The following is a 22114-nucleotide window of genomic DNA, read 5'->3' as shown; positions in this document are numbered from 1 at the left end:
GTCGATCACACGTACGATCCAGCCTGTGATCAGCACAGTCGTCGATTCCACCTCCCAGAGCTACGCCCTCGGTCGGGTACTGGGGCTTTCCCTCGTCTCCGTCATCGCCGCCTTGGTGCTCTGGCGTGCCACCCGCTCCTGGCGCGCACCGTCGACGCCTCCCGGCGGTGACCACGCCGACACCTTGCGCAGGGCGGCCAATCGGCACCGGCTGGTCGTCGGTGCGACGTTCCTGATCGCGCTGTGGGCCGTGGTCCAGGCGGTACGCGGCTACAACCCCGAGCCGCGCGCCGCGGAAGCGGTACCGCAGGCTGTCGAGCAGACCCCGGCCCCGAGCGCGGGCGGCCCGCGGGCTGCCCTGCCGGGCTCCTTTGGAGACTTCCGGCTGATGACCGGAACCGCCGCCGAGCAGACGAAGACCGCATGGCTGGCAGGCCGAACGCTCCCCGAAGGAACGTGGGCCGGCTTCTACGACCAGAACGCCGACGACACCGCTGACCTCATCCTCATGCTCCGCACCACCGAGGCGAATCCGAAGCTCAAGGCGGAGAAGGCGCGGATGTCCATCAGCCAGGAGTTCACGAACTTCATCGCCGGGGCGAAGGCACACGACGCCGCCACCTTCGACGCCGGCCCGCATGGCGGCGGGCTCACCTGCGGCGTCGTGACGTATCCCGTCGGTGACCGGCCTGTCTGCGCGTGGAGCGACGCCGCCACCTTCGCTGTCACCACGCTGTTCTACCCCGCCACGCTCCCCGACGCCGCGAGCACGACCCTCGCCGCCCGCAGCGCCGCCATGAGCTGAAGGGCGGCTTCACTCCTGTGGGCGGACGGCCGGGGTCAGGCCGTCCACCAGCATCGCAAAGGAGTTCCGGGGCAGCTGCTGAGGGGGCTGGCCTTCGGTGTGACGGGAATGCCTGGACGTCTCGGCGAGGACGAATTCGCGTCGGGGTATGAGCTCGCAGGGGTGTCATCGCGTCTCGGATCGCCGCTGCGGTGACGGCGTAGGCGGCGGGCCGTGCGGCGGAGGCACGCCGTCCCCACCGCTGCGGAAGCTCAGCTGATCACACCTCTCCACCTGGAGCAGGAGGCGCCTGACGGGGCCGCCCGATAGGGGGCGGGGCCCGCGGCCACTTTGTGACGTGTTCAAGGTCGGTCGCGAGTAGTGTTGTTGCAGCTTCTGTTCGCTCCAGGTTCGTCCGACGGAGAGGAAGAGACATGCGCAAGGCTCTGATGGTGATGAGCGTGGCCGTGATGACGGCCATCGGTTTCGCCGCGCCGGCGCAAGCGGCCGTGAACGACGTGGACATGCCCTTCGGCATGGCCTACGGCAACAGCAGCACTGCCGGGACGATCCACTTCACCGACGGGTACACCGCCACCGTATCCGGCGCCGTCCATGCGGCGAGCGGCTACCGCCGGGTCTGCGCCTACGGGGCGAACGGTGACGCGAGGTCGGGTCTCATCTGCAGCCCGTACGCGCAGGCGGGCGGGGCGGACCAGCCCCTCAGCGGATCACTGCGGATCGCGGTCCCGGGCGGCGTCCAGCGGGTCTACATCACGATGTACGACGGGAGCAACGCGCGTCTGGCCGAGGAGTTCTGTACCCGGAACGGCTGTACGCGAGTGGTCTGAGCCGACAGTCTCCCGCCGGGCCGCAGCGGCGGCCTCCTCGACCTCCTCGTCCGCCTATGCCAGGAGCAGCCCGGCCGTCTCGCCCCCCACCGCCGCAGGGATACGGGCCCACCACCTGGACCGGCGTTCCGACACCCTCAGCCTGGTCGGCTGGGGCTAGACCTGCATACCGACCTGCGAACATGCCTGCACCAGCGACAGCCAGCACTACGTCTACTGCACCGAAGTCGACCCCACAGGATTCACCTACACCGGCTTCAACAAACTCCTGACACCCCTGCACCCGGGTACCGGCATCGCCACCCGCTGGGGACCGCCCCTGCCGCTCCTTCCAGTACGTGCCGACGAGTGCGGCCGAGCGGTACCACCGCTCGCAGATCCCGCGCCGCCGACCTGCTGCTGAGCGCGCAAGTCTCGGTACTCTTTCCCGCCGGTCTCTTGGCGAGGGTGATGCTCAGGGCATGCGGCGCCACGTCGGCGACGATGGGACGATGCGAGACTCGCCCGGTACCCAAGGCGTCCGGCCTGTCGCTTGTGTTCTTACCCAGGTGTCAGTTGCGCGAGTTCCGGCTGGGGAAGTCGTACGGGCTGCGAGGTGTGACCGGCGAGTCGGCATGAATCGCAGGTGACCGCCGCGCTGGGCCATCCATTGCAGGATCTGACTGGAGGAGCGTTGCCCACCCGTCCACGATGCATGGAAGGCGCAGATGTTCACGCTGAACCGCCAGTCGGCGAACTGCCTGGACGGGCACGCCAGTGCCGTCACTTCGTGGAAGGCGGTGGAGGGGGACAAACACGATGCTGTCGTGGACCGGCTCGACCGTCTGGAACGTCTTGGCGCGTTGCGGTCGGCCGTCACGCACGAGGGTGTCGTGAATGCGGAGCTGTCCTCCCTCGAAACCTCGCGGCCGCCGGTGCAGGTAGTAGATCGCGTCCCCGGAGTTCGTAGGATCGGGCACCCAGACGGCATCGCAATGCAGACCGAAGTACCCGCCTTCGCCGTAGACGGTCAAGGACATTCGGGCATGAGAGAACTCTGTTTGCAGCCCGAGCACCTCCTGCGCCTAACAGCTGTCCCGTAACTGGACGGCGCCCCCTTGCCGATCCCGGATCGGACCGTGTCAGTGGCTAGTGACAGGATCGAGGGGTGCTGATCAAGGGATACGACGTCGGCCCGTTGGTGCCGGGCGAGTCACTGCTGGTCCACCCGGGCTTCTGGTCGAACTACCTCCTGGCGATGTGCAGCGACGGGGGGTGTCCCGAGCGCCCGGTTCCAGAGTGGTTCGGCGAGGACGGCGCCGATGTCGATGCCCTGTCCGAGGTCCTCTTCGATCCTGAGCGCTGGCCAGCGTTCAGGGTGCCGGCAGAAGACGGCCCCGGAGCCGTGGTGATCCACCGCAACGTGGATGGCGATTACGGCACCGACTACCTCCTCACCCATCCAGGCAGAAGCCACGCCGAGCAGATCGCCAGCTGGGACGGAGATTTCTCGGGCACTGGGCTGACATGGCAGGAACTGATCCGGATCGCTGACAGCCCGTCGCCTGCGGACGAAGGCGTCCAGGACACGGCCACCCGCTTCCTGCTGCTGCTTCCCCTTCTCACCGACCCGGACGTGCCGGAAACGGCAGCAGCAAGGCTCATCGCCGCCCTGACTGCAGTTGGCGCGCCGCAAGACACTGCCTCCATCGCGGCGGAGCACCTCCTGGCCCACCTCACGAGGAGATCCCGACACGACCCCACGTGGGCGTCTCCGCTGAGCGGTAGCTGAGAGGTGGGTCGAGTCGCCAGCCCCGCCATGAAACGATCTTGGTATGGCTGGTGTGATCACGGCGTCGGAATCTTCCTGGATAGCCCCGTTCTCCGGGCTGAGCCCTCGCGCCTGCGGGAAGCTGGTAACGGTTCTGCGGTGCCAGGGTGCGGACGCGGTCCGCAAGGGCCGGCCGCTCGCCGGGAACCGCAACGATTGCAAGGAATCGGGCGCCAAAGCCGCCGTCGGGAAGACCACCACGATCGCCGACGGCGGCTACCCGGGCACCGGATTGGTCATCCCGCACCGTCGGCAGCGCGGCCAGACCGAACTCCCGGACTGGAAAGAGGACCACAATATGTCCCACAAGCACGTCCGCGCCCGGGTCGAGCACGTCTTCGCCCGCATGAAGACCTGGAAGATCCTCCGCGACTGCCGCCTCAAAGGCGACGGCGTCCACCAGGCCATGCTCGGCATCGCCCGCATGCACAACCTCGCCCTTGTCGGATAGACCAGCAGGCCGCACCGCAGCCGACCATGCCTGAGACGACTCGGAGATCATTTACGGGACAGTGCTTAGGCCAGGAGTTCGGCGATCCGCAGGCTGAGGTCCGCACTACGGACGGGCAGCACTTTGAGATGGCACTCCTCGGCCAGCTGGCCGGTGGCGGCATCGACCGACATGCCCGCGCCGAAGCGATTCTGTTGGCTGAGGCAGAAGGTGAGCAGGGCATCTGCTCGCTCCTCCCCCCCCGCTGCACTCCGTCCAATGGACTAATAACGGCTCACATAATGACGTGAGTCGCCTACCGGCACCTGAGGACAGCAGTACGTTCGGGTGATTGCGCGAGTCGGCCTGGTGGTTACAAATCGCGCCAGCTCACGAACACGTGCGGTCCTGATCCCGCGATCGGCTCGCTGAACGGATCCACCACACCGGTCAGGACGGCCAGGCAGAACTCGGCCATGCCACCATCGAAGACCGTCCAGCGGTTCGCCCCCCACGGCGCCTGCCTCCGAAAAGTGACCACCCTCCAGCTGTCGGGTGCGCCCTTTCGTAGCCAGAAGGCGACATCGCTGCTCGCCGAGTCCGCGAAGGGCAACAGGAGCGGCAAGCCTTGTCTTCCAAGGAGAGCGCCCATTTCCTGGCACTCCCGGTCCGAGAGTGCGGGATCGACTCTGTCGAGGAGATCCCCATACGGCGATCCCGGGACGGGAGGCGTACTGACGGACAGGTACTCGTCGATCTCTCCGCCGCCGTACGACTCCACGAACTCGCGGTAGTCCGCCGGGAGTTCCAACTGCGCCGTGTCGGCGAGCCCTTCCCAGTCCACCGCGTCCCCTCCGGAGACAGGGGCGGGAGTAGCTGACGCAGGCGAGCGACAGCAGGCTGAGGCATATCAGAGTTCCTTCCTCGTCCCTGTGGGCCGCCGGTCTCGGCGGCTGCCAAGAGGGGTCAGGCCAAACATGGCCACCGGTGCGGTTGTCGGCTGCGGTCCGAGGTGCTTGAGCTCCGTCCAGCAGCGCACAACAGCTAACACAAGGATTTCACTCGTCGGAAGGTGATGAGGCAGCAGTTCAGTCTGAGGAAGGAAGGCATCATGGATGTCGGCCCGACATTCCCAGCGGAACCTCAGGCGTCGGAAGCCGTGCAACCACGCGAAACTCCGCTCGACCACCCACCGGTAGGTGCCATGCCGCGTTCCACGGCGGGCAATCGCCGGCACGATGCCGCGATCGCGAACCTGGTCACGGTAGACGTCGTGGTCATAGCCACGGTCGGCAAACACAGAGTCGGGCTTGCGGTGGGGACGGCCTCCCCACGCCGGGGTGGACGCTCAACTTCCACCCAGGGCACTGCTGTCAGAGCCGATCCACCTCATTGTGTTGGCCGTTGTAAGCAACCCACCAGTGAACTCACCGATACAAGCCGGTGGCTCTTGGGTGGCTCGCTGGGCAGTATCTGGGACTCAGGCTGGTTGACAGGTCAGCCGATGGCCTGGTGTGTGCCCGGGCCTGGTTGACCATGTTCTGTGTGGTGAATCCGCCAAGGGCTGTCCCCGTAAACGATCTCCGTCTCAGGGGCGTCGGGGGTAGTCGGGGTGATTGGCATAAGGTGACGCGAGGTCGAGCAGGTCATCGCATGGCCAGGTCTCGCCGTCGTACTGGCAGTCATCGCGGTTGTCCCACGGTAGTTCGGGGTCGCCCGTGCCAGGACTGAGGGCATGGCGGGCGACCACGCGTCGCTTGGCCTCGACCTCCAGCAGGACACGAGCCGGGTCGTACAGCGCGACGTGCAAGGCGATCGTGGGATGGAAGCCGGAGAGTTCTCCTTGGCAGAAGTCGACGGTGTGCCCGTGAGCGGTCCACTGCCCGCAGCCGTCACCGTCGCAGCGTCGGGCCAGGTCGGCCTCCTCATCCAGCCGTGCGTGGAGGAACGTCACCAGGTCTTGACTCATGAGGTCATCCTGGACGATGCGCCAGGCCCGGTCGCCTGTTTTCCATGCTGTGGGCTGACCCGGCTGGCGGGCCGACAATGGAAGGATCTTGACGTGGCCGGTGTGATCACGGCGTCGGAGCCGTCCTGAATACCACCGTTCTCCGGGCTGAGCCCGCGCGCCTTCGGGAAGCTGGTGAGGGGGCTGCGTCGCGCAGGTGCGGACTCAGTCCGCAAGGGTCGGCCATGGAGCCTTGCGTTGGAAGACCGGACCTTGCAGGTCACCGCGTACTGGCGAACGAACCTGACCATGCGCCACTCGCCCCGCTGTTCGGGATCTCGAAGTCGGCAGCGGACCGCGCCATCGACCACCTCGATCCGATGCTCGCGCTCCGGTCCAGCAAACGGTTCGCCGAGGATGCGGTGGTCATCGTGGATGGCACGTTGGCCCCCACCCGTGACCACGCCATCGCCGAGCGGTCGAAAGACTACCGATACTCCACCAACCACCAGGTCGTCATCGACACCGATACCCGCCTGGTCGTCGTGGTCGGCCGGCCGCTCGCCGGGAACCGCAACGACTGCAAGGCGTGGGAGGAGTCCGGCGCCAAGGACACCGTCGGCAAGACGCTCACGATCGCCGACGCCGGCTACCAGGGCACCGGACTCGTCATCCCGCACCGCCGCGAACGCGGCAAGAGCGAACTCCGGCCTGGAAAGAGGAGCACAAGCGCGGTCCGGTCGGCGGTACGCCGTAGGATCATCCCGGCTGCAGACCTGGAGTACATGGACCGAGAGCACGTGGGGTGAGTGATGGCCGGCCGGGTCGCGGCGGTGAGCCGCAACGAGACGTATGCGTTCAGCAAGCCCAACCGGGAGTCGGTCACATTGCTCGCCGGGCTCGGGGTCGAGGGGGACGTCCATGCGGGTGAGACGATCCGCCACCAGTTCCGCATGACGTACGAGCCGGATCTTCCCAACCTGCGCCAGGTCCATCTGATGCATGAGGAGCTCTTCGACGAGCTGGCGCTCAAGGGGTTCGACATCTCCGCGGGCCAGCTCGGCGAGAACATCACCACCCGTGGGGTGGACTTGCTGGGCCTCCCCACTGGGGCGCTGCTCCACCTCGGGGAGCAGGCGGTGGTCGAGGTGACGGGGCTGCGCAATCCCTGTGCGAAGATCAACGACTTCCGTGCAGGACTGCTCGGTCAGGTCTTCGCCCTGGACCCGGACTCGGGCGAGTTCACCTTCAAGTCCGGCGTCATGGCTGTGGTCCGTCGCGGCGGACCGGTCCGCCCGCAGGATCCCGTACGGGTCGAGCTGCCGCCGCCCCCTCACCGCCCCCTGGAGCGCGTCTAAAGGGTGTTGCAGACGGTTGGTCTCGCGCAGGCATGAGTGGTTGACCTGCTGTTTTCACCCTGTCAGGGCGAGGTTGTGCATGGTGGCGACGTCTCGGACGGCATGGTGGAGGCCGTTGCCCCTCTGACGGCAGCCGCGCAGGATCTTCCAGTTCTTCATGCGGGCGAAGGTGTGCTCGCCACGGGCCCGGACTCGGCGGTGTTTGGTGTTGTCTTCCTCCTGCGCCAGACATGGGCGTCGGCCCTGTTGCCCGGCGCGGGCCGGGCCGAGGCGACGACCGCGCGGTGGCGGCGTCGATGATGACCTGCACGTTCCCGGAGAACCGGTAGTTCCGTGACGAGGCAGCGATGGTGCGATCGCGCACCGGGTCAAGGTGCCGTCCACGATCCGGAGCCCGGCGGTGTCGGCCACCGGCCGTGCGGCTGGCTCGAGCGCCGGCAGCGGACGCAGCCGTTGGATGCCCCGGCGGACGGCGGCCGGGGAGATCCCGAAAAGCGGCACGAGCTGGCGCATCGTGTGGTTCGTGCGGTAGTACGCGGGCCCGGCCCTGGTCCTCCTGCACGGAGAGTTCCTCGACCATCGGATGTGGGAGAACGGATCGGTGCCTTCAGCCCGTACCACCGGGTGATCATTGCCGATGGCTGGGGACTCCGAGCGACCTCGCCGGTCTCCTCCGGGCGATCGAGGCCGGGCCGGCCGTCCTGGTCGGCGTCCTGATGGGCGGTGCCACCGCGGTCGACGCTGCGCTGGAACACCCCGGGTGGTCCGCGCGCTCGTCGTCGGCGGCGCGGGCACGCGTGAGCCGGTCTCCCAGAGCCCCGGGACGCGTTGGCCGCTCAGCCGGACGCCCTGCCGGCTGGGCGGATGCCTCGTGCGCCTGACCTTCGGCCCGCACCGCACACTCGACGAGGTCGACCCCGAGGCGGTCCGCCGCCTGCGGGGGATGATCTTCGGGACGCTCGCCAAACACACCGGTGACGAGCCCGACCTCCGGCGGCCCGTCGCGGAAACCTGGCGGCGCGGCGCCGGCATCGCCGTACCGGTTCTGGTCCAACTTCTTTGGTGTGCCTACTCCCTGTGACCGTTGATCTTGCTGGTAGATCTCGCGAGATCGTCTGGAAACTGCTGATGCCGACGACGTCCGGGCTGATGGTTCTGGGCTGTGCGCGAGGTACTACTCCGGCTGGAAGAGCTGCTCTTCCTGGCGGATCCGGGGATCAGGGTGGAGTCAGTGCAGGACGATGGCGAGGTGATTCGGGTCGGTGTCAGATGCCGGACGGCTGGGGCTCTGTGCCCGGGTTGTGGGAGCTGGTCGGGGCGGGTGCACGGCTCCTACCTGCGGTTTCCAGCTGACCTCCCCGTGGCGGGACGGCGGGTGGTGCTGCGGCTTCGTGTCCGGCGCTTCACGTGCGAGGACGTCTCCTGCGGGCGCCGGACGTTCGTCGAGCAGGTCGCGGGCCTGACCCGGCGATACAGCCAGCGGACCGAACGCATGCGGTCAGTCCTGGCCGAGGTCGGCCTCGCATTGGCCAGCCGTGCCGGTGCCAGGCTGGCCGACGTCTTCGGGGCGAGGATCAGCCGGAATACGGTCCTGCGGCTGGTCGATGCCCTCCCGGAACCCAAGCCACAGGTCCCGCGGGTGGTCGGCGTCGACGAGTACGCGATGCGAAAGGGCCGTGTCCACGGGACTGTGCTGGTCGACGTCGAGACTCGCAGGCCGATTGACCTGCTGCCGGATCGTGAGGCGGGCACTGTCGCGGCCTGGCTGGCCGAACGCCCGGGGATTGAGGTCGTCTGCCGTGACCGTGCTCCGTTCTTCGCCGAGGGGGCCAGGATCGGGGCGCCCACTGCGGTCCAGGTCGCCGACCGGTTCCACCTGTGGCGCAACCTTGGCGAAGCGGCCGAGCGATGTGTCTCCCGCCACCGCCCGTGCCTACGTGCGACCTTCGTAGAGTCGGTGCCGGAGAAGGCGCCGGCCCCGGCCGAGAGCGGGTCGCCATGGCCGACCGGGCACCGTTTCGCCGATCGCACCCGGGCCAAGCACGCCACCGTCCACGCGCTGCTGACTGCCGGCCGCAGCCGACGCTCGATCCAGCGCCAGCTCGGCATGACCTACCGAACCGTCCAACGGCTGGCCGACGCCGCCAGGCCGGAAGACCTGTTCCAGGGGCAGTGGCAGAACCGCCCGACCAAGCTCGACGACTTCAAGCCCTACCTGCACGAGCGATGGGCCAAAGGCTGCACGAACGCCTGGACCCTCTGGGAAGAGATCAAGGCTCACGGCTACACCGGCGGCTACGGAGCCGTCCGCGCCTACCTCCAGCCGTTCCGCACAGGCCCGACCGCACCAGCAGCCCGCCCGCCGTCCCCACGCACGGTCACCAGCTGGATCCTGACCCACCCCGATACCCTGCCGGAGAGCGAGCGCCTGAAGCTCAAAGCCGTCCTGGCCGGCTGCCCCGAACTGGATGCCCTCAACGGGCACGTCCGCGCGTTCGGGAAAATGCTCACCCAGCTCCAGGGCGACCAGCTCCCGCAATGGATCAAGGCGGTCCGCGCCGACGACCTGCCCAGCCTCCACACCTTCGTCAACGGCCTCGAACGCGATCTCGTAGCCGTCACCGCCGGCCTCACACTGCCGTGGAGCTCCGGCGTCGTCGAAGGCCACGGCAACCGGATCAAAATGATCAAGCGCCAGATGTACGGCCGGGCTGGCTTCGGCCTCTTGCGGAAACGAGTCCTGCTGGCGTCCTGACGGGCCCGTCACGAGCTCTGCTGGAGTCGCTCCGCAGCCTGAGCAGGGGTGTCGTAGTAGCCAGGCCGTGCCAGCAGGACCGAGCTGAAGTGGTAGCCCTGCTCTTCCTCGGGCTCATCGTCGGCCGCGAACGGACGCCAGAAGCTCAGCAGCAAGTCCGGGGCAATGAATGAAGCATCGTCGTCAGGATCTTCCTCAATCGAGGTGAACTGGCCCATGCGCTGGACAACCTCGCGGGCCGGAAGCGCGAACACGTCCACACCCTGAAACAACACTCGGTCCGTCTGGGACGACGGCCTTCCCAACTCGATGGCTTCAAGCATGTCTCGCATGCAGTGGATGCTGATCATCAGTCCGCTGGGACGGAAGACGTGCTGCCCCGGCCGATCAGACTCCGAGACCGCGGAGAGATCGCGGAGCGCGTCCAGCGCCGTGTTGGCCGCGTGCCGAGTCATACCGATCCGCAACGGGCCAACGCCGGTCGGTGGGGCGAGGTCGAAGTCCATGTGGGCATGATCTCAAACAGGTCTGTCAACGAGTCACGAAGGGGCATCCAGTCCCGGCAGGTTACAGAGCGTGAGAGCTCCACAGAAGTTGGACCAGAACCCGCTCTCACCTGCGCAGCCATTCCGGAACCCGCGGGCCGCGTAGGCGTCGCGATCAGAGGATCCTGTGCTCCGTCCAGAACGGGCCGAGGTCCCCGGCCGCGGCCGCCTGCGCCGCCCGCTTGAAGTCCGCGGTGGTGGTGACGCCCAGCCAGTGGTCTCGCACGTAGCCGTTCAGCAGGGCCGCCATCGCCGGGCCGCCCAGGACGCGTTCGAGGTCGTGCAGGGCGCAGGCCCCGCGCATGTAGACGACCCGGACGTACTCCGAGCGGTGGCCGTCCGCGTAGTAGGCCAGGGAGCGCGTGAGGGCGGCCGTGTCGCTGGGCCAGGCGCCCTGGTCCTCCCAGCAGGTTGTGGTGTCCTCCCGGTGGTACAGCTGGTTGGCGTACTGGGCGAAGGACTCGTCCAACCAGGGCGACGCGAACTGGTCGTTGCCGACGATCCCGTAGAACCACTGGTGGGCGACCTCGTGGACGACGGCCGACCCGTCCGGTTCGGTCCACAGCAGGACGAGGCCGGGGAACTCCATGCTGCCGAAGTCGTCGAGCGTGTCGCTCATGACGAGGTCGAGCTCGCCGTACGGGTAGCGGCCGAACCGCCTGCCGAACTCGTCCACCGCGCCGGCGGCGTCCCTCAGAGCGGCGGAGACCCCCTCGGGGGAGGTGGTGGCGGTCCAGTACGCGTTCAGCCGGATGCCGCCGGGCGTCGTCACCGTCTGCGACCGGAAGGGGCCCGCAGCCCATGCGAAATCCCGGACCCCGCGCGCCACGCTGACGCTGACCGTACGGCCGGGTGCGCCCGGGCGCCGGGTGGTGGTGCCCGTCGCGGGGACGACGAGCGCGCTGGGGTGGTCGAGGGTGACCCGGAAGTCACCGGCCAGGGTGTGGAAGCTCTCGCCGAAGCCGACGTCCGGGTCGAGGTGGCGGCCCTGGGCGTCGCGTACGGACAGCAGCGGCAGCGCGTTGCCGAGGTAGCGGTGCGCGCCGTCCCTGCCGAAGCGGTGGACGCGGTCCGGGACGGTGATCTCGACGTCGAAGGAGACGCTCGTACGCGCCCCGGACGGCAGCGGAGCGGGCAGGTCGATCGGTAGCGCGGTGCACCCGACAGCGAGCGGCCGCGGGGTCCCTCCGGTGACCCTGCCCACGCGCACCGCGGCCGGCCGGCCGGGGGCACCGCAGCCGTCGGCGCCGTTGCCCCACAGCCGTACGTCGACCGAACGCAGCGGCGTGCGGGCGGCGTTGCGGAACGACACCGTCTGCCGGCCGGTCCAGCGCGACCCGTCGCCATCGGCGCGCAGCGACACGTCGTACGAGGGGCGGTCCGGTGTCGCCGCCCCCACGGGGGCCGGGTCGCCCTGGGCCACGGCGGCCTGCGGCACGAACAGCAGAACGCCCACGAGCGCGAGCAACGGCATCCACCTGAACGAGTTCATGCCAAGCACGCTAGAACCCCCCTCCCCCCGGACGCACACATTCCGCCGCCCGCACCACCCCAGCCCCGCCCCGGCAGCACAGAACGCTCGACCGCATCGGTACGCCGACGGAGGGGTGATCAAAGCCCCGGGTGCGCCGCCCAACACGGGGGCCTCGGCTTCTCGGCGGTACGGACGAGTGCGGTGGCTCTTAAGGGGCAGGCGGAATGGCGGGGTAGTGCGGACGGACTGGGCCGGAGCCGGGAGGGGCGTCGCGTGTTCGAGGGGTTCATGACCAAGACGGTGTGCACGGGGGATGCGTCCGTCTTCGTTCGGTACGGGGGCGAGGGGCCGCCTCTCCTGTTGTTGCACGGCCACCCGCGCACGTCGGCGACGTGGCACAGGGTCGCTCCCCTCCTGGTACGGCGCGGCTTCACCGTCGTCTGCCCAGACCTGCGCGGTTACGGCCGCTCTCGTGGCCCCGCGCCCGCTCCTGATCATGTCCCGCACTCCAAGCGTGCCGTAGCCCGGGACATGGTGGAGGTCATGCGGACGCTGGGGCACCGGCGCTTCGGGCTCGTCGGGCACGACCGCGGGGTCGCCGTGGCGCTCCGCCTGGTGCTGGACCACCCCTCGGTGGTGACCAGGGTGGCGTTTGTGGACGGCCTGCCTCTGAGCGAGCACCTGGCCCGCGCGGATGCGAGGTTCGCCACCGCGTGGTGGCACTGGTTCTTCTTCGCCCAGCCACAGACTCCCGAGCGCGTCATCAACGCCGATCCCGACGCCTGGTACCGCGGTACCCCCGAAGCCATGGGGCAGGAGAATTACGACGAGTGGCGGGCCGCCACCAGGAATCCGGAGGTCGTCCGCGCCATGCTGGAGGACTACCGCGCCGGACTCACCGTGGACCGCCGACACGAGGAAGCGGACCGAGCCCGGGGCGCCCGGATCGACTGCCCCGTCCTGGTCCTGTGGTCGCTACGGGACGACCTGGAGGACCTGTACGGCGACCCGCGTACCATCTGGCGCAACTGGGCTGACGACGTCCGGGGTCACGGCATCGACGCCGGCCACCATGTTGCCGAGGAAGCCCCTGGCCCGCTCTCCGCCGCCTTGGGTGACTTCTTCCCCGACTGATGGGCATCCGAGGATGCCCTTTTAGCTGCGGATGCGGGCGCGTTCGCGTCGTTGGGCGGCAAGGACGTCGGGGTGGCGGGCGTTCCTGTCGCGCCGGCGAAGGCAGGCGTGCGGCAGGACCTCCACGATCCGTCAGGCTGTCCTCCAAGCCTCGGCCCCCGGCGTCGCGAAGGCACTCGGCTATTACGACAAGACCACCACCCGCCTGGTCACCGAAGCCGGCGGAACCTGGCGCCGGTACGCCGCCCCCGGTGATCACACGCCTTGACCGACGGGAACGGTTCGGCCAACGCCTCACACCACCGACGCCCGGAAAGGATCAGTGGGAATGATCTCCGCGTCGTCGAAGAGTTGCTCCAACGCCTCATGGCCCTCGCGCCTGCGGAACTCGATTTCGGCGGCCGTCACAGGCAGAGTCCACAGGATGCGGGCGTGTCCCCCGGGCAGCGGACAGTGCTCAAGGTCCGGGCCGTGGAGGTAGGGCAGGCTGATCAGCAGGTGGTCGCAGGTCGAGCCCGGCACCCATGGTTCCCCGATCGGCATGCTGTGTTCCAGATCGAGCTGATGCCCTCCGCAGTGGTAGTAGGCGATCATGGCCATGAGGTCGATGAACCGCTGGTCGCGGACGTGGGCGGTCATGACGAACTCAAGCCCATGGCCGTCCTTCTCCATCGCGGCCCAGCACCCTGCGGTCACATAGGCCCAACTGTCGCTGCGCGGACCGGGGCCCACAACGAGAACCCGCAGGTCGGGCACAACCTCGCGCCGCCCCGACCCGAGGTCGCAGACGACGACCTCCACGAAATGCCCCTCGAAGAAGGCCCGAACATGTGACTCAACGGCCTCCGCGGCCAGCAGCCTCGCATCACTCACCGCGCGATCATGCCAGACCACGAACAACCGGTCCGATCGCTTACCCAGCGTGATGACTCGTGGGCATCAGCCGTGTATACGCGATACCTCGGCATGTGGGCCTACCGGTCCCAAGGCCGAGGCTGCACACCCGCCACAGCCCACCATCGAACGGGCCCGAATGGCCGACCGCACGAAGAGCCGGCGGAGCGTGCACCACGACGCGGCCCCTGCCTCAACGCCCCTGCCGCCGGCGGGCATCGAACCGGAGCAGCACCCGCACCACACGCCACACCGCGGCAACGACAGCCAGCACGGTCCCCACCACGAGCAGGGCTTTCCCCGCAGGCTCGGAGACACCGACGACCAGTGCCGGTACCAACAGCACGCCGAACACGGCCGCCGCCAAGACAGCAGCCGTCACCAGGGCGAACACGATCTCGACCGTCATCGCGTCCTTCTCCCACCGCGACTCTCGCCCCTGGCCCATGCTGCAAGTTTCACATGACGCTCAGACCGCGGACCCTCATCTGAACCAACCCCCGCGAGGAACGTGCGACGCCCCAGCATCGGAGTCCACGAATCGGGGCCGACGGCCATGTGCCGGACGAGATCCGCAGTGCCCGGCCGCGTCCGTAGCCTCCTCAGCCGTCCAGGAGCCGCCATGCGGTGAGCGCGATCCTCGCCCGGGTCAGCCCCGCCGGGGCCGTGAGTTCGATGTCCAGGGTCTTCTCGATCTGTTCGAGGCGGCGGGCGACACTGCTGTGGTGCAGGTGCAGGAGGTCGGCGGCCCTGCGGAGGGAGCCGGTGGCGCAGTACGTGTCCAGCGTCTCCAGATCCTCCGGGTTGCCGGCGATGCGTGCGATCGCGGCCACGTCGGCGTTCTCCCGCGCGGTGTCCTGGGGCACCTCGGCCAGGAGCGCCAGCGCGCCCAGGTCGGCGTGGCGGACGACGGGTTCGCGCGGGGTCGTGAAACGCAGGGCGGTGCGTGCCTCGCGCCAAGAACGGTCGGGGCTGTCGGCGGTGCCGATGCCGGCGCGTACGCCTGCCGGGAACCGGGCCGGGTCGGCGGTGGCGGCCAGGATGACGCCGACGTCGGCGAGCGGCGCCGCCTTCACCGGGCGGTCCGGGCAGATCATGCCGCCGATCCGGTCGAGCGGGAGCTGTGAGCGTACGGCGACGACGTGGAGGGGCAGTTCGGCGGCGAAGCCCAGGAGCCGCAGGGCCCGGGCTCTGGCCGCCTCGTCGCCGTCCGAGCTGATCGCCAGTTCGACGAGGGCGGGGTCGGCCATGGTCGTGCGGGCCGGGCCGTACCGCTCGGCGACGGCCGCCGCGGCGATGGCGAGCCTGTCGAGGAGCACTTCGTCGAGCGGATTGGGCGGGCCGGGGCGCTCCAGCCACACGCTGCCGATCTCCTCCTCGTCGAGTGTGATCGGCGCCGTGGTGGACGCGGGTGCCGACGGGGCGGACGCCTGCCTGCCGTCGGGCGAGACGCGGGTGGTCCGTCCCGTGCCGTGGAGCCGCAATCCGGCCACGCATTCGGCCAGGCCCGCCGATGCCCGGGCGAGCGCGGGGAGATCCACCCGCCGGCGCATGAGCGTGTCGTAGAACGCGACGATGCGTATCGCCCCGTCGACGTACGGATCCAGTCCCGACAGCCGAACGGCCAGTGCCTCCATGGCAGAAGGATAGGGGGACGGGGGTGCGCCGATCGGCGCGCGACGGGGAGGGGATGCGCGACGGATGGCGGATGAGTCCCCGGGTGACGGCCGGGAGGATGGTCGTCATGGATCCCGAACTCGAAGCATTCATCCCGTTCCTCCCGCAGCTCGACATGAACGACCCGGTCACCGCGCGGAAGGAATTCGCCGAGCGTGCGGCTGCCACTCCCGCCCCGGACACCTCGGACATGGAGGTCGAGGACCGTACGGTGCCCGCCGGTACGGACGTGCCGGTCCGGGTCTACCGCCCGCACCGGGCGCAGGGCGCCATCGTCTGGTTGCACGGCGGCGGCGGAGTCTTCGGTGACCTGGACACCGAGCACCCGTGGGCCGCCCGGGTCGCCTCCCTTTCCGGGGCGGTGGTGATCTCGGTGGGCTACCGCCTGGCGCCCGAGCACCCGTTCCCGGCCGCCTTCGACGACACCTACGCGGTACTGGCCTGGACGGCCGAGCACGCGGACGAACTCGGCATCGACCCATCACGGATCGCGGTCGGCGGTCACAGCGCCGGCGCGAACATCGCCGCCGCGGTGGCGTTGCGGGCGCGTGACGAGCAGGGACCGGCGATCCGCTTCCAACTGCTCAACCAGCCGGGGCTGGACGACCGGCAGGAGACGTGGTCGGCGCGGAACTTCACCGACACGCCCTGGTTCGACCGCGACAAGCTCGCCGCGGCGTGGCGGCACTACCTGGGCTCCCAGCCCGCCACGCCGTACGCCGCCCCCGCGCGGGCCGTCGACCTGTCCGGGTTGCCACCCGCCTACATCGCCACAGCGGAGTTCTGCCCGAACCGCGACGAGGGCATCGCCTACGCGCTGCGCCTGATGCAAGCGGGCGTGCCGGTCGAGCTCCACCAGTGGGCCGGCACCTTCCACGGATCGCAGGCCCTCCTGTTCGCCGACGTCTCGCAGCGCCAGAACGCCGAACTCGGCGCCGCTCTGCGCCGCGCTCTGGCCGAGTGAGCCGGGCGCGTCCCAAGGCACGGGGAGCGTCCCCGTCGCCCGTACTCAATGATCACGAAAGGACGGCTGTCTTGAAGATCCGACTGGCGGTTTGTGGAAGTGTGGCCGCGCTCGGCGTCTGCGCGGGCACGGTGGCGGCGGCTCCCCCGCCCGACGGGACGAACGCGGTGGCGGCCGACAGCACGAACCCGTCGGCCCCGTTCCGGCCCGCGGAGCTGCAGACCTCCCTGGACGGTGTCCACCGCGCCGGGATCCCGGGGGTGTACGCCGAGGTGCGCGACGGCGGCCGGACATGGCGCGGGGCATCCGGGGTCGCCGATCTCACGACCCGCCGCCCCGTCACGCCCGACATGCGGCAGCGCGTCGGCAGCATCACCAAGACCTTCACCGCCGCCGCGGTCATGCAGCAGGTCGAGCAGGGCAGGATCCGGCTCGATGCGCCGATCGGCGACTACCTCCCGCAGCTGGTGCCGGGAGAGCGCGGCAGGAAGATCACGGTGCGCATGCTGCTCAACAACACCAGCGGCATCCCCGATTACATCCGCTACGCGTTCCCGTCCCTGCAGACACCCTCGCCCGAGAGCCTCGACGACAACCGCTTCAGGCAGTTCCGCCCGGCCGAGCTGATCGCGCTGGGGCTCAACGCGCCTCCCGCGGGCGAGCCCGGAGGTCCCGTAGGGGTGTACTCCAACACCAACTACCTGCTCCTCGGACAGCTCTTGGAGCAGGTGACCGGTACCCCGGCCGAGGAGTACATCACCCGGAACGTCATCGAGCGCGCCGGCCTGCGGCACACCGCGTTTCCGACCGGGACGCGCATCAAGGGACCGCACTCACGGATGTACGAGGCCGCGTACGGCCTGCTCGATCCGCCGCGCGACTACAGCGTCTACAACATGTCCTGGACCGGGACAGGGGCCGCCCTGGTGTCGACCATGGACGATCTCAACGTCTTCTACGCCAAGCTGCTCGGCGGCAGGATCGTCAACCGGTCGTCGCTGGAGCAGATGCAGCGCACCGTCCCGGTCATCGCCCTGGACGGATCGACGATCCAGTACGGCCTCGGCCTGCACAAGCTCGACATCGAGGGCTGCGGCACCTTCTGGGGCCACGACGGCACGGTATGGGGAGCCGGAACGATCTCCATGACCCGGGCCGACGGCAAGCGCCAGATGTCCGTCGCGGTCAACCTCCAGAGGTGGGCCAAACCGGACCCCGCGGGGAACGCCCAGCACCACCCCATCGACGAAGCGCTGCAGACGCTGTTCGGGCAGGCGATGTGCGGCGACGGCCAGGCCGCCCGGCCGTAGCCGGCCGGGGCGCATTGAAGGAACCGGCCCCGGAAGGCTGAGCGCACCCGCCGGTCCCGGGTGACCGGCACCAGGGCGCCGCCTGACCCTCCTGGAGGACGGGGACGGCCCGGCGGCCGGGCCGTCCCCGTCACAACCCAGCTGCTGACGAAGACCCGCAGGCGGCCACCGGCTTCGACCAAGTCGGGCATCCGGGAGTCCTGTTGACGGCGGCAGTGGGGTCCTGGCCCCGCCGAGTTCCGGCCTTTGGCCTCCGCGCGGCGCTGCGAAGGTCCGTAAGGCACCTTACGGAGTGGTACGGGAGCGAGCCGTACGACGGCCGCAGCAACGTGATCGGCACGGGAGGTGGTGCAGGGTCGGTCACGGTCAGAGGCGGGCCCCACTCTCGACCTGCTCGTCCAAGGCGGCGGACAGGGCTTGGCACACAGCCGACCGGCAACCACCAGGAGACGGTGCTCACCCTGCCAGGCGACCACAAAGCGAAGCACGGCGCTGCCTCGCAGTAGCTCGGCTGTAGGGACAACGCGGACTTCGCCCCCTACAAGTCCGGCAAGTCCGCGAGGGGCGCCTACAAGCCGGCCGGCCGGCCCGGTCCGGCGGCCTCGGCGACGCGGTAACCGACCCCGGCCGTCGTCGTGATCACCGGGGGAGCGCCCAGCTTGCGGCGCAGCCGGCCGATGGTGACGGTGACCGTGTTGGTGAAGGGATCGGCGTTCTCGTCCCACACCTGCTCCAGCAGCTGCTCCGCGCTCAGGAAGCCGGGGCTGGCGCGCAGCAGCGCCTCCAGGACCGCGAACTCCTTCACCGACAGCTCCAGCGGACGGCCCTCGCGCAGCACGGTCCGCCGAACCGGGTCGAGTTCGAGGCCGGCCGCCCGCAGCGTGCGGCCCCGGGCGGCCGGCCTGCGCCGGGCCAAGGACCGGATGCGCAGGACGAGCTCGGGGAAGTGGAAGGGCTTCGCGAGGTAGTCGTCGGCCCCGAGGGTGAGACCGCTGACCCGGTCGCCGGGCTCGCCGGCGGCGGTCAGCATCAGCACCATCGCCCGCCCGTCCCGCCCGTCCCGCTCGGTGATCATCTGGCACAGCACGTCACCGTGGATGCCGGGGAGATCGCGGTCCAGGACCACGACGTCGTACGCGTACACGTCGATCCTGGCTGCGGCGGCCAGGCCGTCGTGCGCCACGTCGACGGCCATCCCCTGGTCCCGTAGCCCCTCAGCGACGACCTCGGCCAGCGACCGCGAGTCCTCCACGACCAGCACCCTCACACCGCCACCCCCGCGTCCCCGTCCGGCCCGGCGGCCGCCGGCAGTAGCACGGTGACGCCCAAACCGCCTTCCGGAAGGGCCCGCAGGGCGAGGCGGCCGCCGTGCGCCCCGACGATCGCCGCGACGACGGACAGCCCCAGCCCGGAGCCGTCCTCCGACCCGGTCCGGTCGGCGCTGAGCCGCTCGAACGGCTGCGCCAACCGGTCCACCTGCCCCTGGTCCAGGACGCGGCCTCCGCTCTCCACGACCAGGCGTACCCGGCCGTCGTCCTGCCCCGCCGAGATCCGGATCCAGCCGCCCTCCTGGTTGTGCACGACCGCGTTGTCGACGACGTTCTCCACCAGCCGAGACAGCAGCGCGGCACTGCCCCGCGTCCACGGCGGCGGACCCGCCCCGTCCACCCCCTCGACGGTCAGCCCCTTCGCGGCGATGTCGGCGGCCCGCGCGGTCAGCGCCTCCGCCACCAGGCCGCCCAGCGGCACCGGGGTCCGCTCGGCGAGGGTGCCGTGCTGCGCGCGGGCGAGGACGAGGAAGCCGTCCAGCAGGCGGTCCAGCCGGTCGAGCTCGGTCCGCAGCCGCCCGGCGAGGACGACGGTCTGTGCCGCGGGTTCCGGTTTGGCGACGGCCACGTCCAGCGACGCCCTCATCGTCGCCAGCGGCGTACGCAGTTCGTGGGAGGCGTTGCCGACGAAGCGGCGCTGCGCGGCGAACGAGGCCTCCAGGCGTTCCAACAGGGAGTCGACGGTGTCGGCGAGCTCCTTGACCTCGTCGGCGGGCCCGGCGACGGCGAGCCGCTCGTGGAGGTTGGCCGCGGAGATCCGCCGGGTCGCCACGGTGATCATCCGCAGCGGACGCAGCACCTGCCCGGCGAGGACCCGGCCGAGCAGGAGCGAGAGCCCCGCCATCACCAGCAGCGCGAACAGCGAGCCGACCAGCAGCCGGTGGCCCTGCTGCCCCTGGATCTCGGCGAGTTGCCGCTGGAGGTCCTGGACCTGCTGCTCGACGGCGACGGCGGACCCGCCCGACCCGCCTGACCCGCCGTCCGGGAGCTGTCCGGGGGCGATGCCGGTCACCCGGGTGCCGGACATCAGGTGGCTGAGGGCGAGCAGTACGGTCCCCGACCCGAGGAAGCCGGCCGCGTAGAGCAGCGTGAACCGTCGGCGGACCGTCCCGCCCCGCAGCATGTCCATGGTCCCCGTCCCCCTCCGCGTCCGGCCGGGCCCAGGATGCCCCGCCGCACCTAACAGCGGCGTAACGGGGACGGTTCGGACCGTGTGAGGGACCGGACCGTAGAACCGCCCCATGACCACGACCAACGAACCGCTCCGGCGGGAGTGGACCCGGTTCCGGCGTCCGGGCCGGCTGATCGCGATGGCCGCGGCCGCCCTGGCCGTCATCGCCCTCGGCTTCCTCCACGCCTTCGGCAACCACGCGTCCTGCGACGGCCCGTGCCCCGTCGACCCGACCGGACCCGACGGCTCCCTCGTCAACGACCAGTTCGCCTTCGCCCACCGCGAGCTGGGCGAGCACGGCACCATCACGGTCCGGATGACGTCCATGACCGGCACCATCACCTACCCGCCACCGAACCACGACCAGATCCTCCCCGGCCTGGTGCCGTGGGCGAAGGCCGGGATCATCATCAAGGACGGGGTTCGCCCGGGATCCTCGTACGCGGGGCTGATGCTCACCGGCGCCCACGGGGTGCGCATGCAGTACGACTACCACCACGACATCGCGGGCCGCGCCGGCGGGGTCTCGGCCCAGTCGCCGCGCTGGCTGCGGCTGACGCGGTCGGGTGACACCGTCACCGGCTACGAGTCCCCCGACGGCGAGCGCTGGACGAAGGTCGGCACTGCGCGGCTGCCCGGACTGCACCAGACCGCGCGGATCGGGTTGTTCGCGGCCTCACCCGGCGACCTGACGCTGCAGCCCACCGGCTTCGGCGGCGGCGTACGCGAACACGTGCGCTTCACGCAGGCCTCCGCGGTCTTCGACAAGGTCGCCCTGACGGGCGCGGTCACCGAAGGTGGCTGGACCACGGACACCCTCGGCGACATGAACCGCACCGACTGGGAGAAGTACCACCAGCCGTCCGGGGCAGTGGAGAAGGACGGCACGATCACCGTCACCGGCATCGGCGACATCGGCCCGGTCGGCGCCGAGGACGGCGCCCGCCCGGTGGAGAGCACCCTGGGCGGCCTGCCGCTCGCCCTCCTCGTCGTCCTCGTGGTCGCGGTGCGCTTCGCCACCTCCGGGAACCCCGGCGGGCCGCCCACCCGCCGGGTGCTCGCGGCCCGGGCGGCCGTCGTCGCGGCCGCCACCTTCGCCACCGGGCTCCTCGCCGTCGCGATCGTGCTCCCGGCGGGCGTGTCGGTCCTCAAGGGGAACGGGATCACCGTGCTCCCCGTGTCCACGCCCACCGGAGCGCGCGTCGTCCTCGGCACGGCCGCCGCCCTAGCCCTCTCCGCGGTCCTCGCGTTCGCCCTCGGCACCCTGCTGCGGCGCGCCCGGTTCGCGGTTCCCCTCGCACTCCTTGCGGTCGGGGTCCCGTACACCGTGACCTCCTTCCCGCTGATCGCCGACGGCCCGGCGCAGTGGCTACTGCGCCTCACCCCGGCCGCGGGCTTCGCTACCCGGCAGACCCTCGTCGAGCACCCGCAGGTCCTGGCCCACTACGCGCCCTCCGCCGGGTACTTCCCGCTGCCGTGGTGGGCCGGGCTCGGCGTGCTGTGCGCGTACGCGGCGCTGCTGCTGTGGTTCGCCGCGCGGTGCAGGAGCTCCGGGCGCGGCCGGGCCGGCTGAACCGCCTGCGCCCTGCCCGACCCCCAGGTCGGCGGCCTCCTCGGAAGCCGGGTTCGGCGCGGGCTGCGGTGAAGACGGGAAGGACCCGTCCGACAACAACAGGACCAC

21 protein-coding genes and 4 pseudogenes are annotated in these 22114 nt (G+C 70.0%); 12 read left to right on the top strand and 13 right to left on the bottom strand.

Annotated features, from left to right (window positions below; genetic code table 11):
* The first annotated feature begins 25 nt into the window (after positions 1-25).
* Positions 26-805 (top strand): hypothetical protein, encoded by a 780-nt coding sequence (locus AB0D45_RS00645; protein ID WP_362454582.1) that lies wholly within the window; start codon positions 26-28, stop codon positions 803-805.
* 413 nt (positions 806-1218) lie between these two features.
* A complete protein-coding gene (locus tag AB0D45_RS00640) occupies positions 1219-1635 on the top strand; it encodes a hypothetical protein (RefSeq protein WP_362454580.1) in 417 nt (138 codons plus the stop codon).
* A 551-nt stretch (positions 1636-2186) separates the two neighbouring features.
* On the opposite strand, the gene AB0D45_RS00635 is transcribed toward AB0D45_RS00640, so the two are convergent.
* Positions 2187-2654, bottom strand: coding sequence for a 2OG-Fe(II) oxygenase (locus AB0D45_RS00635; protein ID WP_362454578.1), 468 nt, complete (start codon positions 2652-2654; stop codon positions 2187-2189).
* A gap of 128 nt (positions 2655-2782) precedes the next feature.
* On the opposite strand from AB0D45_RS00635, the gene AB0D45_RS00630 reads away from it, so the two are divergent.
* Entirely contained in the window at positions 2783-3406 is a 624-nt protein-coding gene (locus tag AB0D45_RS00630) for a hypothetical protein (RefSeq protein ID WP_362454576.1), read from the top strand.
* A gap of 43 nt (positions 3407-3449) precedes the next feature.
* The gene (locus AB0D45_RS00625) at positions 3450-3896 is read left to right on the top strand and encodes a transposase (RefSeq protein WP_362454574.1); all 447 of its coding nucleotides are present in this window, start codon (positions 3450-3452) and stop codon (positions 3894-3896) included.
* A 352-nt stretch (positions 3897-4248) separates the two neighbouring features.
* Here the strand turns inward: AB0D45_RS00625 and AB0D45_RS00620 are convergent, their stop codons facing one another.
* From AB0D45_RS00620 to AB0D45_RS00610, 3 genes and pseudogenes are all read right to left on the bottom strand, one after another.
* On the bottom strand, positions 4249-4719 hold the full coding sequence (locus AB0D45_RS00620; RefSeq protein ID WP_362454572.1) for an SMI1/KNR4 family protein: 471 nt from the start codon (positions 4717-4719) through the stop codon (positions 4249-4251).
* 200 nt (positions 4720-4919) lie between these two features.
* Positions 4920-5202 (bottom strand): annotated as a pseudogene (locus tag AB0D45_RS00615) (transposase); the annotation flags it as partial.
* Between the two features lie 261 nt (positions 5203-5463).
* Complete coding sequence (locus AB0D45_RS00610) at positions 5464-5844, bottom strand: DUF6221 family protein (protein ID WP_362454571.1); 381 nt, start codon at positions 5842-5844, stop codon at positions 5464-5466.
* 129 nt (positions 5845-5973) lie between these two features.
* Here AB0D45_RS00610 and AB0D45_RS00605 point away from each other — a divergent pair.
* Together AB0D45_RS00605 and AB0D45_RS00600 are read left to right on the top strand one after the other, a co-directional pair.
* Positions 5974-6530 (top strand): annotated as a pseudogene (locus AB0D45_RS00605) (transposase); the annotation flags it as partial.
* A gap of 105 nt (positions 6531-6635) precedes the next feature.
* Entirely contained in the window at positions 6636-7181 is a 546-nt protein-coding gene (locus AB0D45_RS00600) for an MOSC domain-containing protein (protein ID WP_362454569.1), read from the top strand.
* Between the two features lie 54 nt (positions 7182-7235).
* Here the strand turns inward: AB0D45_RS00600 and AB0D45_RS00595 are convergent.
* Positions 7236-7715, bottom strand: a pseudogene (locus tag AB0D45_RS00595) (IS5/IS1182 family transposase); the annotation flags it as partial.
* A 337-nt stretch (positions 7716-8052) separates the two neighbouring features.
* Between AB0D45_RS00595 and AB0D45_RS00590 the strand changes: the two are divergent.
* The gene (locus AB0D45_RS00590) at positions 8053-8262 is read left to right on the top strand and encodes a hypothetical protein (protein WP_362454567.1); all 210 of its coding nucleotides are present in this window, start codon (positions 8053-8055) and stop codon (positions 8260-8262) included.
* Between the two features lie 81 nt (positions 8263-8343).
* Entirely contained in the window at positions 8344-9936 is a 1593-nt protein-coding gene (locus AB0D45_RS00585; RefSeq protein WP_362454565.1) for an ISL3 family transposase, read from the top strand.
* Positions 9937-9944: 8 nt separating this feature from the next.
* Here the strand turns inward: AB0D45_RS00585 and AB0D45_RS00580 are convergent, their stop codons facing one another.
* Together AB0D45_RS00580 and AB0D45_RS00575 are read right to left on the bottom strand one after the other, a co-directional pair.
* Complete coding sequence (locus AB0D45_RS00580) at positions 9945-10442, bottom strand: hypothetical protein (protein ID WP_362454563.1); 498 nt, start codon at positions 10440-10442, stop codon at positions 9945-9947.
* A gap of 154 nt (positions 10443-10596) precedes the next feature.
* Positions 10597-11973 (bottom strand): M1 family metallopeptidase, encoded by a 1377-nt coding sequence (locus tag AB0D45_RS00575; RefSeq protein WP_362454561.1) that lies wholly within the window; start codon positions 11971-11973, stop codon positions 10597-10599.
* A gap of 255 nt (positions 11974-12228) precedes the next feature.
* Between AB0D45_RS00575 and AB0D45_RS00570 the strand changes: the two genes are divergently transcribed.
* Positions 12229-13089 (top strand): alpha/beta hydrolase, encoded by an 861-nt coding sequence (locus AB0D45_RS00570; protein WP_362454559.1) that lies wholly within the window; start codon positions 12229-12231, stop codon positions 13087-13089.
* A 21-nt stretch (positions 13090-13110) separates the two neighbouring features.
* Here the strand turns inward: AB0D45_RS00570 and AB0D45_RS00565 are convergent.
* From AB0D45_RS00565 to AB0D45_RS00550, 4 genes and pseudogenes are all read right to left on the bottom strand, one after another.
* A pseudogene (locus AB0D45_RS00565) lies at positions 13111-13200 on the bottom strand (IS630 family transposase); the annotation flags it as partial.
* A 183-nt stretch (positions 13201-13383) separates the two neighbouring features.
* Positions 13384-13962 carry a suppressor of fused domain protein gene (locus AB0D45_RS00560; RefSeq protein ID WP_362454557.1) on the bottom strand — a complete coding sequence of 193 codons (579 nt, stop codon included), beginning with the start codon at positions 13960-13962 and terminating at the stop codon, positions 13384-13386.
* 214 nt (positions 13963-14176) lie between these two features.
* Entirely contained in the window at positions 14177-14431 is a 255-nt protein-coding gene (locus AB0D45_RS00555; RefSeq protein WP_362454556.1) for a DUF6332 family protein, read from the bottom strand.
* A gap of 154 nt (positions 14432-14585) precedes the next feature.
* Positions 14586-15620, bottom strand: a complete 1035-nt coding sequence (locus AB0D45_RS00550) for a helix-turn-helix domain-containing protein (protein ID WP_362454554.1) — start codon at positions 15618-15620, stop codon at positions 14586-14588.
* Between the two features lie 107 nt (positions 15621-15727).
* Here AB0D45_RS00550 and AB0D45_RS00545 point away from each other — a divergent pair, with 107 nt between their 5' ends.
* Together AB0D45_RS00545 and AB0D45_RS00540 are read left to right on the top strand one after the other, a co-directional pair.
* Entirely contained in the window at positions 15728-16624 is an 897-nt protein-coding gene (locus AB0D45_RS00545) for an alpha/beta hydrolase (protein ID WP_362454553.1), read from the top strand.
* Between the two features lie 167 nt (positions 16625-16791).
* Entirely contained in the window at positions 16792-17934 is a 1143-nt protein-coding gene (locus AB0D45_RS00540) for a serine hydrolase domain-containing protein (protein ID WP_362454745.1), read from the top strand.
* Positions 17935-18502: 568 nt separating this feature from the next.
* Here AB0D45_RS00540 and AB0D45_RS00535 read toward each other — a convergent pair.
* Positions 18503-19201, bottom strand: coding sequence for a response regulator transcription factor (locus tag AB0D45_RS00535; protein WP_362454551.1), 699 nt, complete (start codon positions 19199-19201; stop codon positions 18503-18505).
* Positions 19198-20391, bottom strand: a complete 1194-nt coding sequence (locus AB0D45_RS00530) for a HAMP domain-containing sensor histidine kinase (protein ID WP_362454550.1) — start codon at positions 20389-20391, stop codon at positions 19198-19200. The genes AB0D45_RS00535 and AB0D45_RS00530 overlap by 4 nt, the downstream gene beginning before the upstream one ends.
* A 112-nt stretch (positions 20392-20503) precedes the next feature.
* On the opposite strand from AB0D45_RS00530, the gene AB0D45_RS00525 reads away from it, so the two are divergent.
* A complete protein-coding gene (locus AB0D45_RS00525; protein ID WP_362454548.1) occupies positions 20504-22006 on the top strand; it encodes a hypothetical protein in 1503 nt (500 codons plus the stop codon).
* Positions 22007-22114 lie beyond the last annotated feature (108 nt).

The sequence above is a fragment of the Streptomyces sp. NPDC048352 genome (genome assembly GCF_040651895.1).
Taxonomy (GTDB): Bacteria; Actinomycetota; Actinomycetes; order Streptomycetales; family Streptomycetaceae; genus Streptomyces.
This window is presented reverse-complemented; position numbering and strand designations above follow the sequence as displayed.

Coding starts and splice junctions, on each gene's coding strand:
- AB0D45_RS00640 (WP_362454580.1), top strand. CDS start 1,219: ATGCGCAAGGCTCTGATGGTGATGAGCGTGGCCGTGATGACGGCCATC.
- AB0D45_RS00635 (WP_362454578.1), bottom strand. CDS start 2,654: ATGTCCTTGACCGTCTACGGCGAAGGCGGGTACTTCGGTCTGCATTGC.
- AB0D45_RS00625 (WP_362454574.1), top strand. CDS start 3,450: ATGGCTGGTGTGATCACGGCGTCGGAATCTTCCTGGATAGCCCCGTTC.
- AB0D45_RS00610 (WP_362454571.1), bottom strand. CDS start 5,844: ATGAGTCAAGACCTGGTGACGTTCCTCCACGCACGGCTGGATGAGGAG.
- AB0D45_RS00600 (WP_362454569.1), top strand. CDS start 6,636: ATGGCCGGCCGGGTCGCGGCGGTGAGCCGCAACGAGACGTATGCGTTC.
- AB0D45_RS00580 (WP_362454563.1), bottom strand. CDS start 10,442: ATGGACTTCGACCTCGCCCCACCGACCGGCGTTGGCCCGTTGCGGATC.
- AB0D45_RS00575 (WP_362454561.1), bottom strand. CDS start 11,973: ATGAACTCGTTCAGGTGGATGCCGTTGCTCGCGCTCGTGGGCGTTCTG.
- AB0D45_RS00555 (WP_362454556.1), bottom strand. CDS start 14,431: ATGGGCCAGGGGCGAGAGTCGCGGTGGGAGAAGGACGCGATGACGGTC.
- AB0D45_RS00550 (WP_362454554.1), bottom strand. CDS start 15,620: ATGGAGGCACTGGCCGTTCGGCTGTCGGGACTGGATCCGTACGTCGAC.
- AB0D45_RS00545 (WP_362454553.1), top strand. CDS start 15,728: ATGGATCCCGAACTCGAAGCATTCATCCCGTTCCTCCCGCAGCTCGAC.
- AB0D45_RS00530 (WP_362454550.1), bottom strand. CDS start 20,391: ATGGACATGCTGCGGGGCGGGACGGTCCGCCGACGGTTCACGCTGCTC.
- AB0D45_RS00525 (WP_362454548.1), top strand. CDS start 20,504: ATGACCACGACCAACGAACCGCTCCGGCGGGAGTGGACCCGGTTCCGG.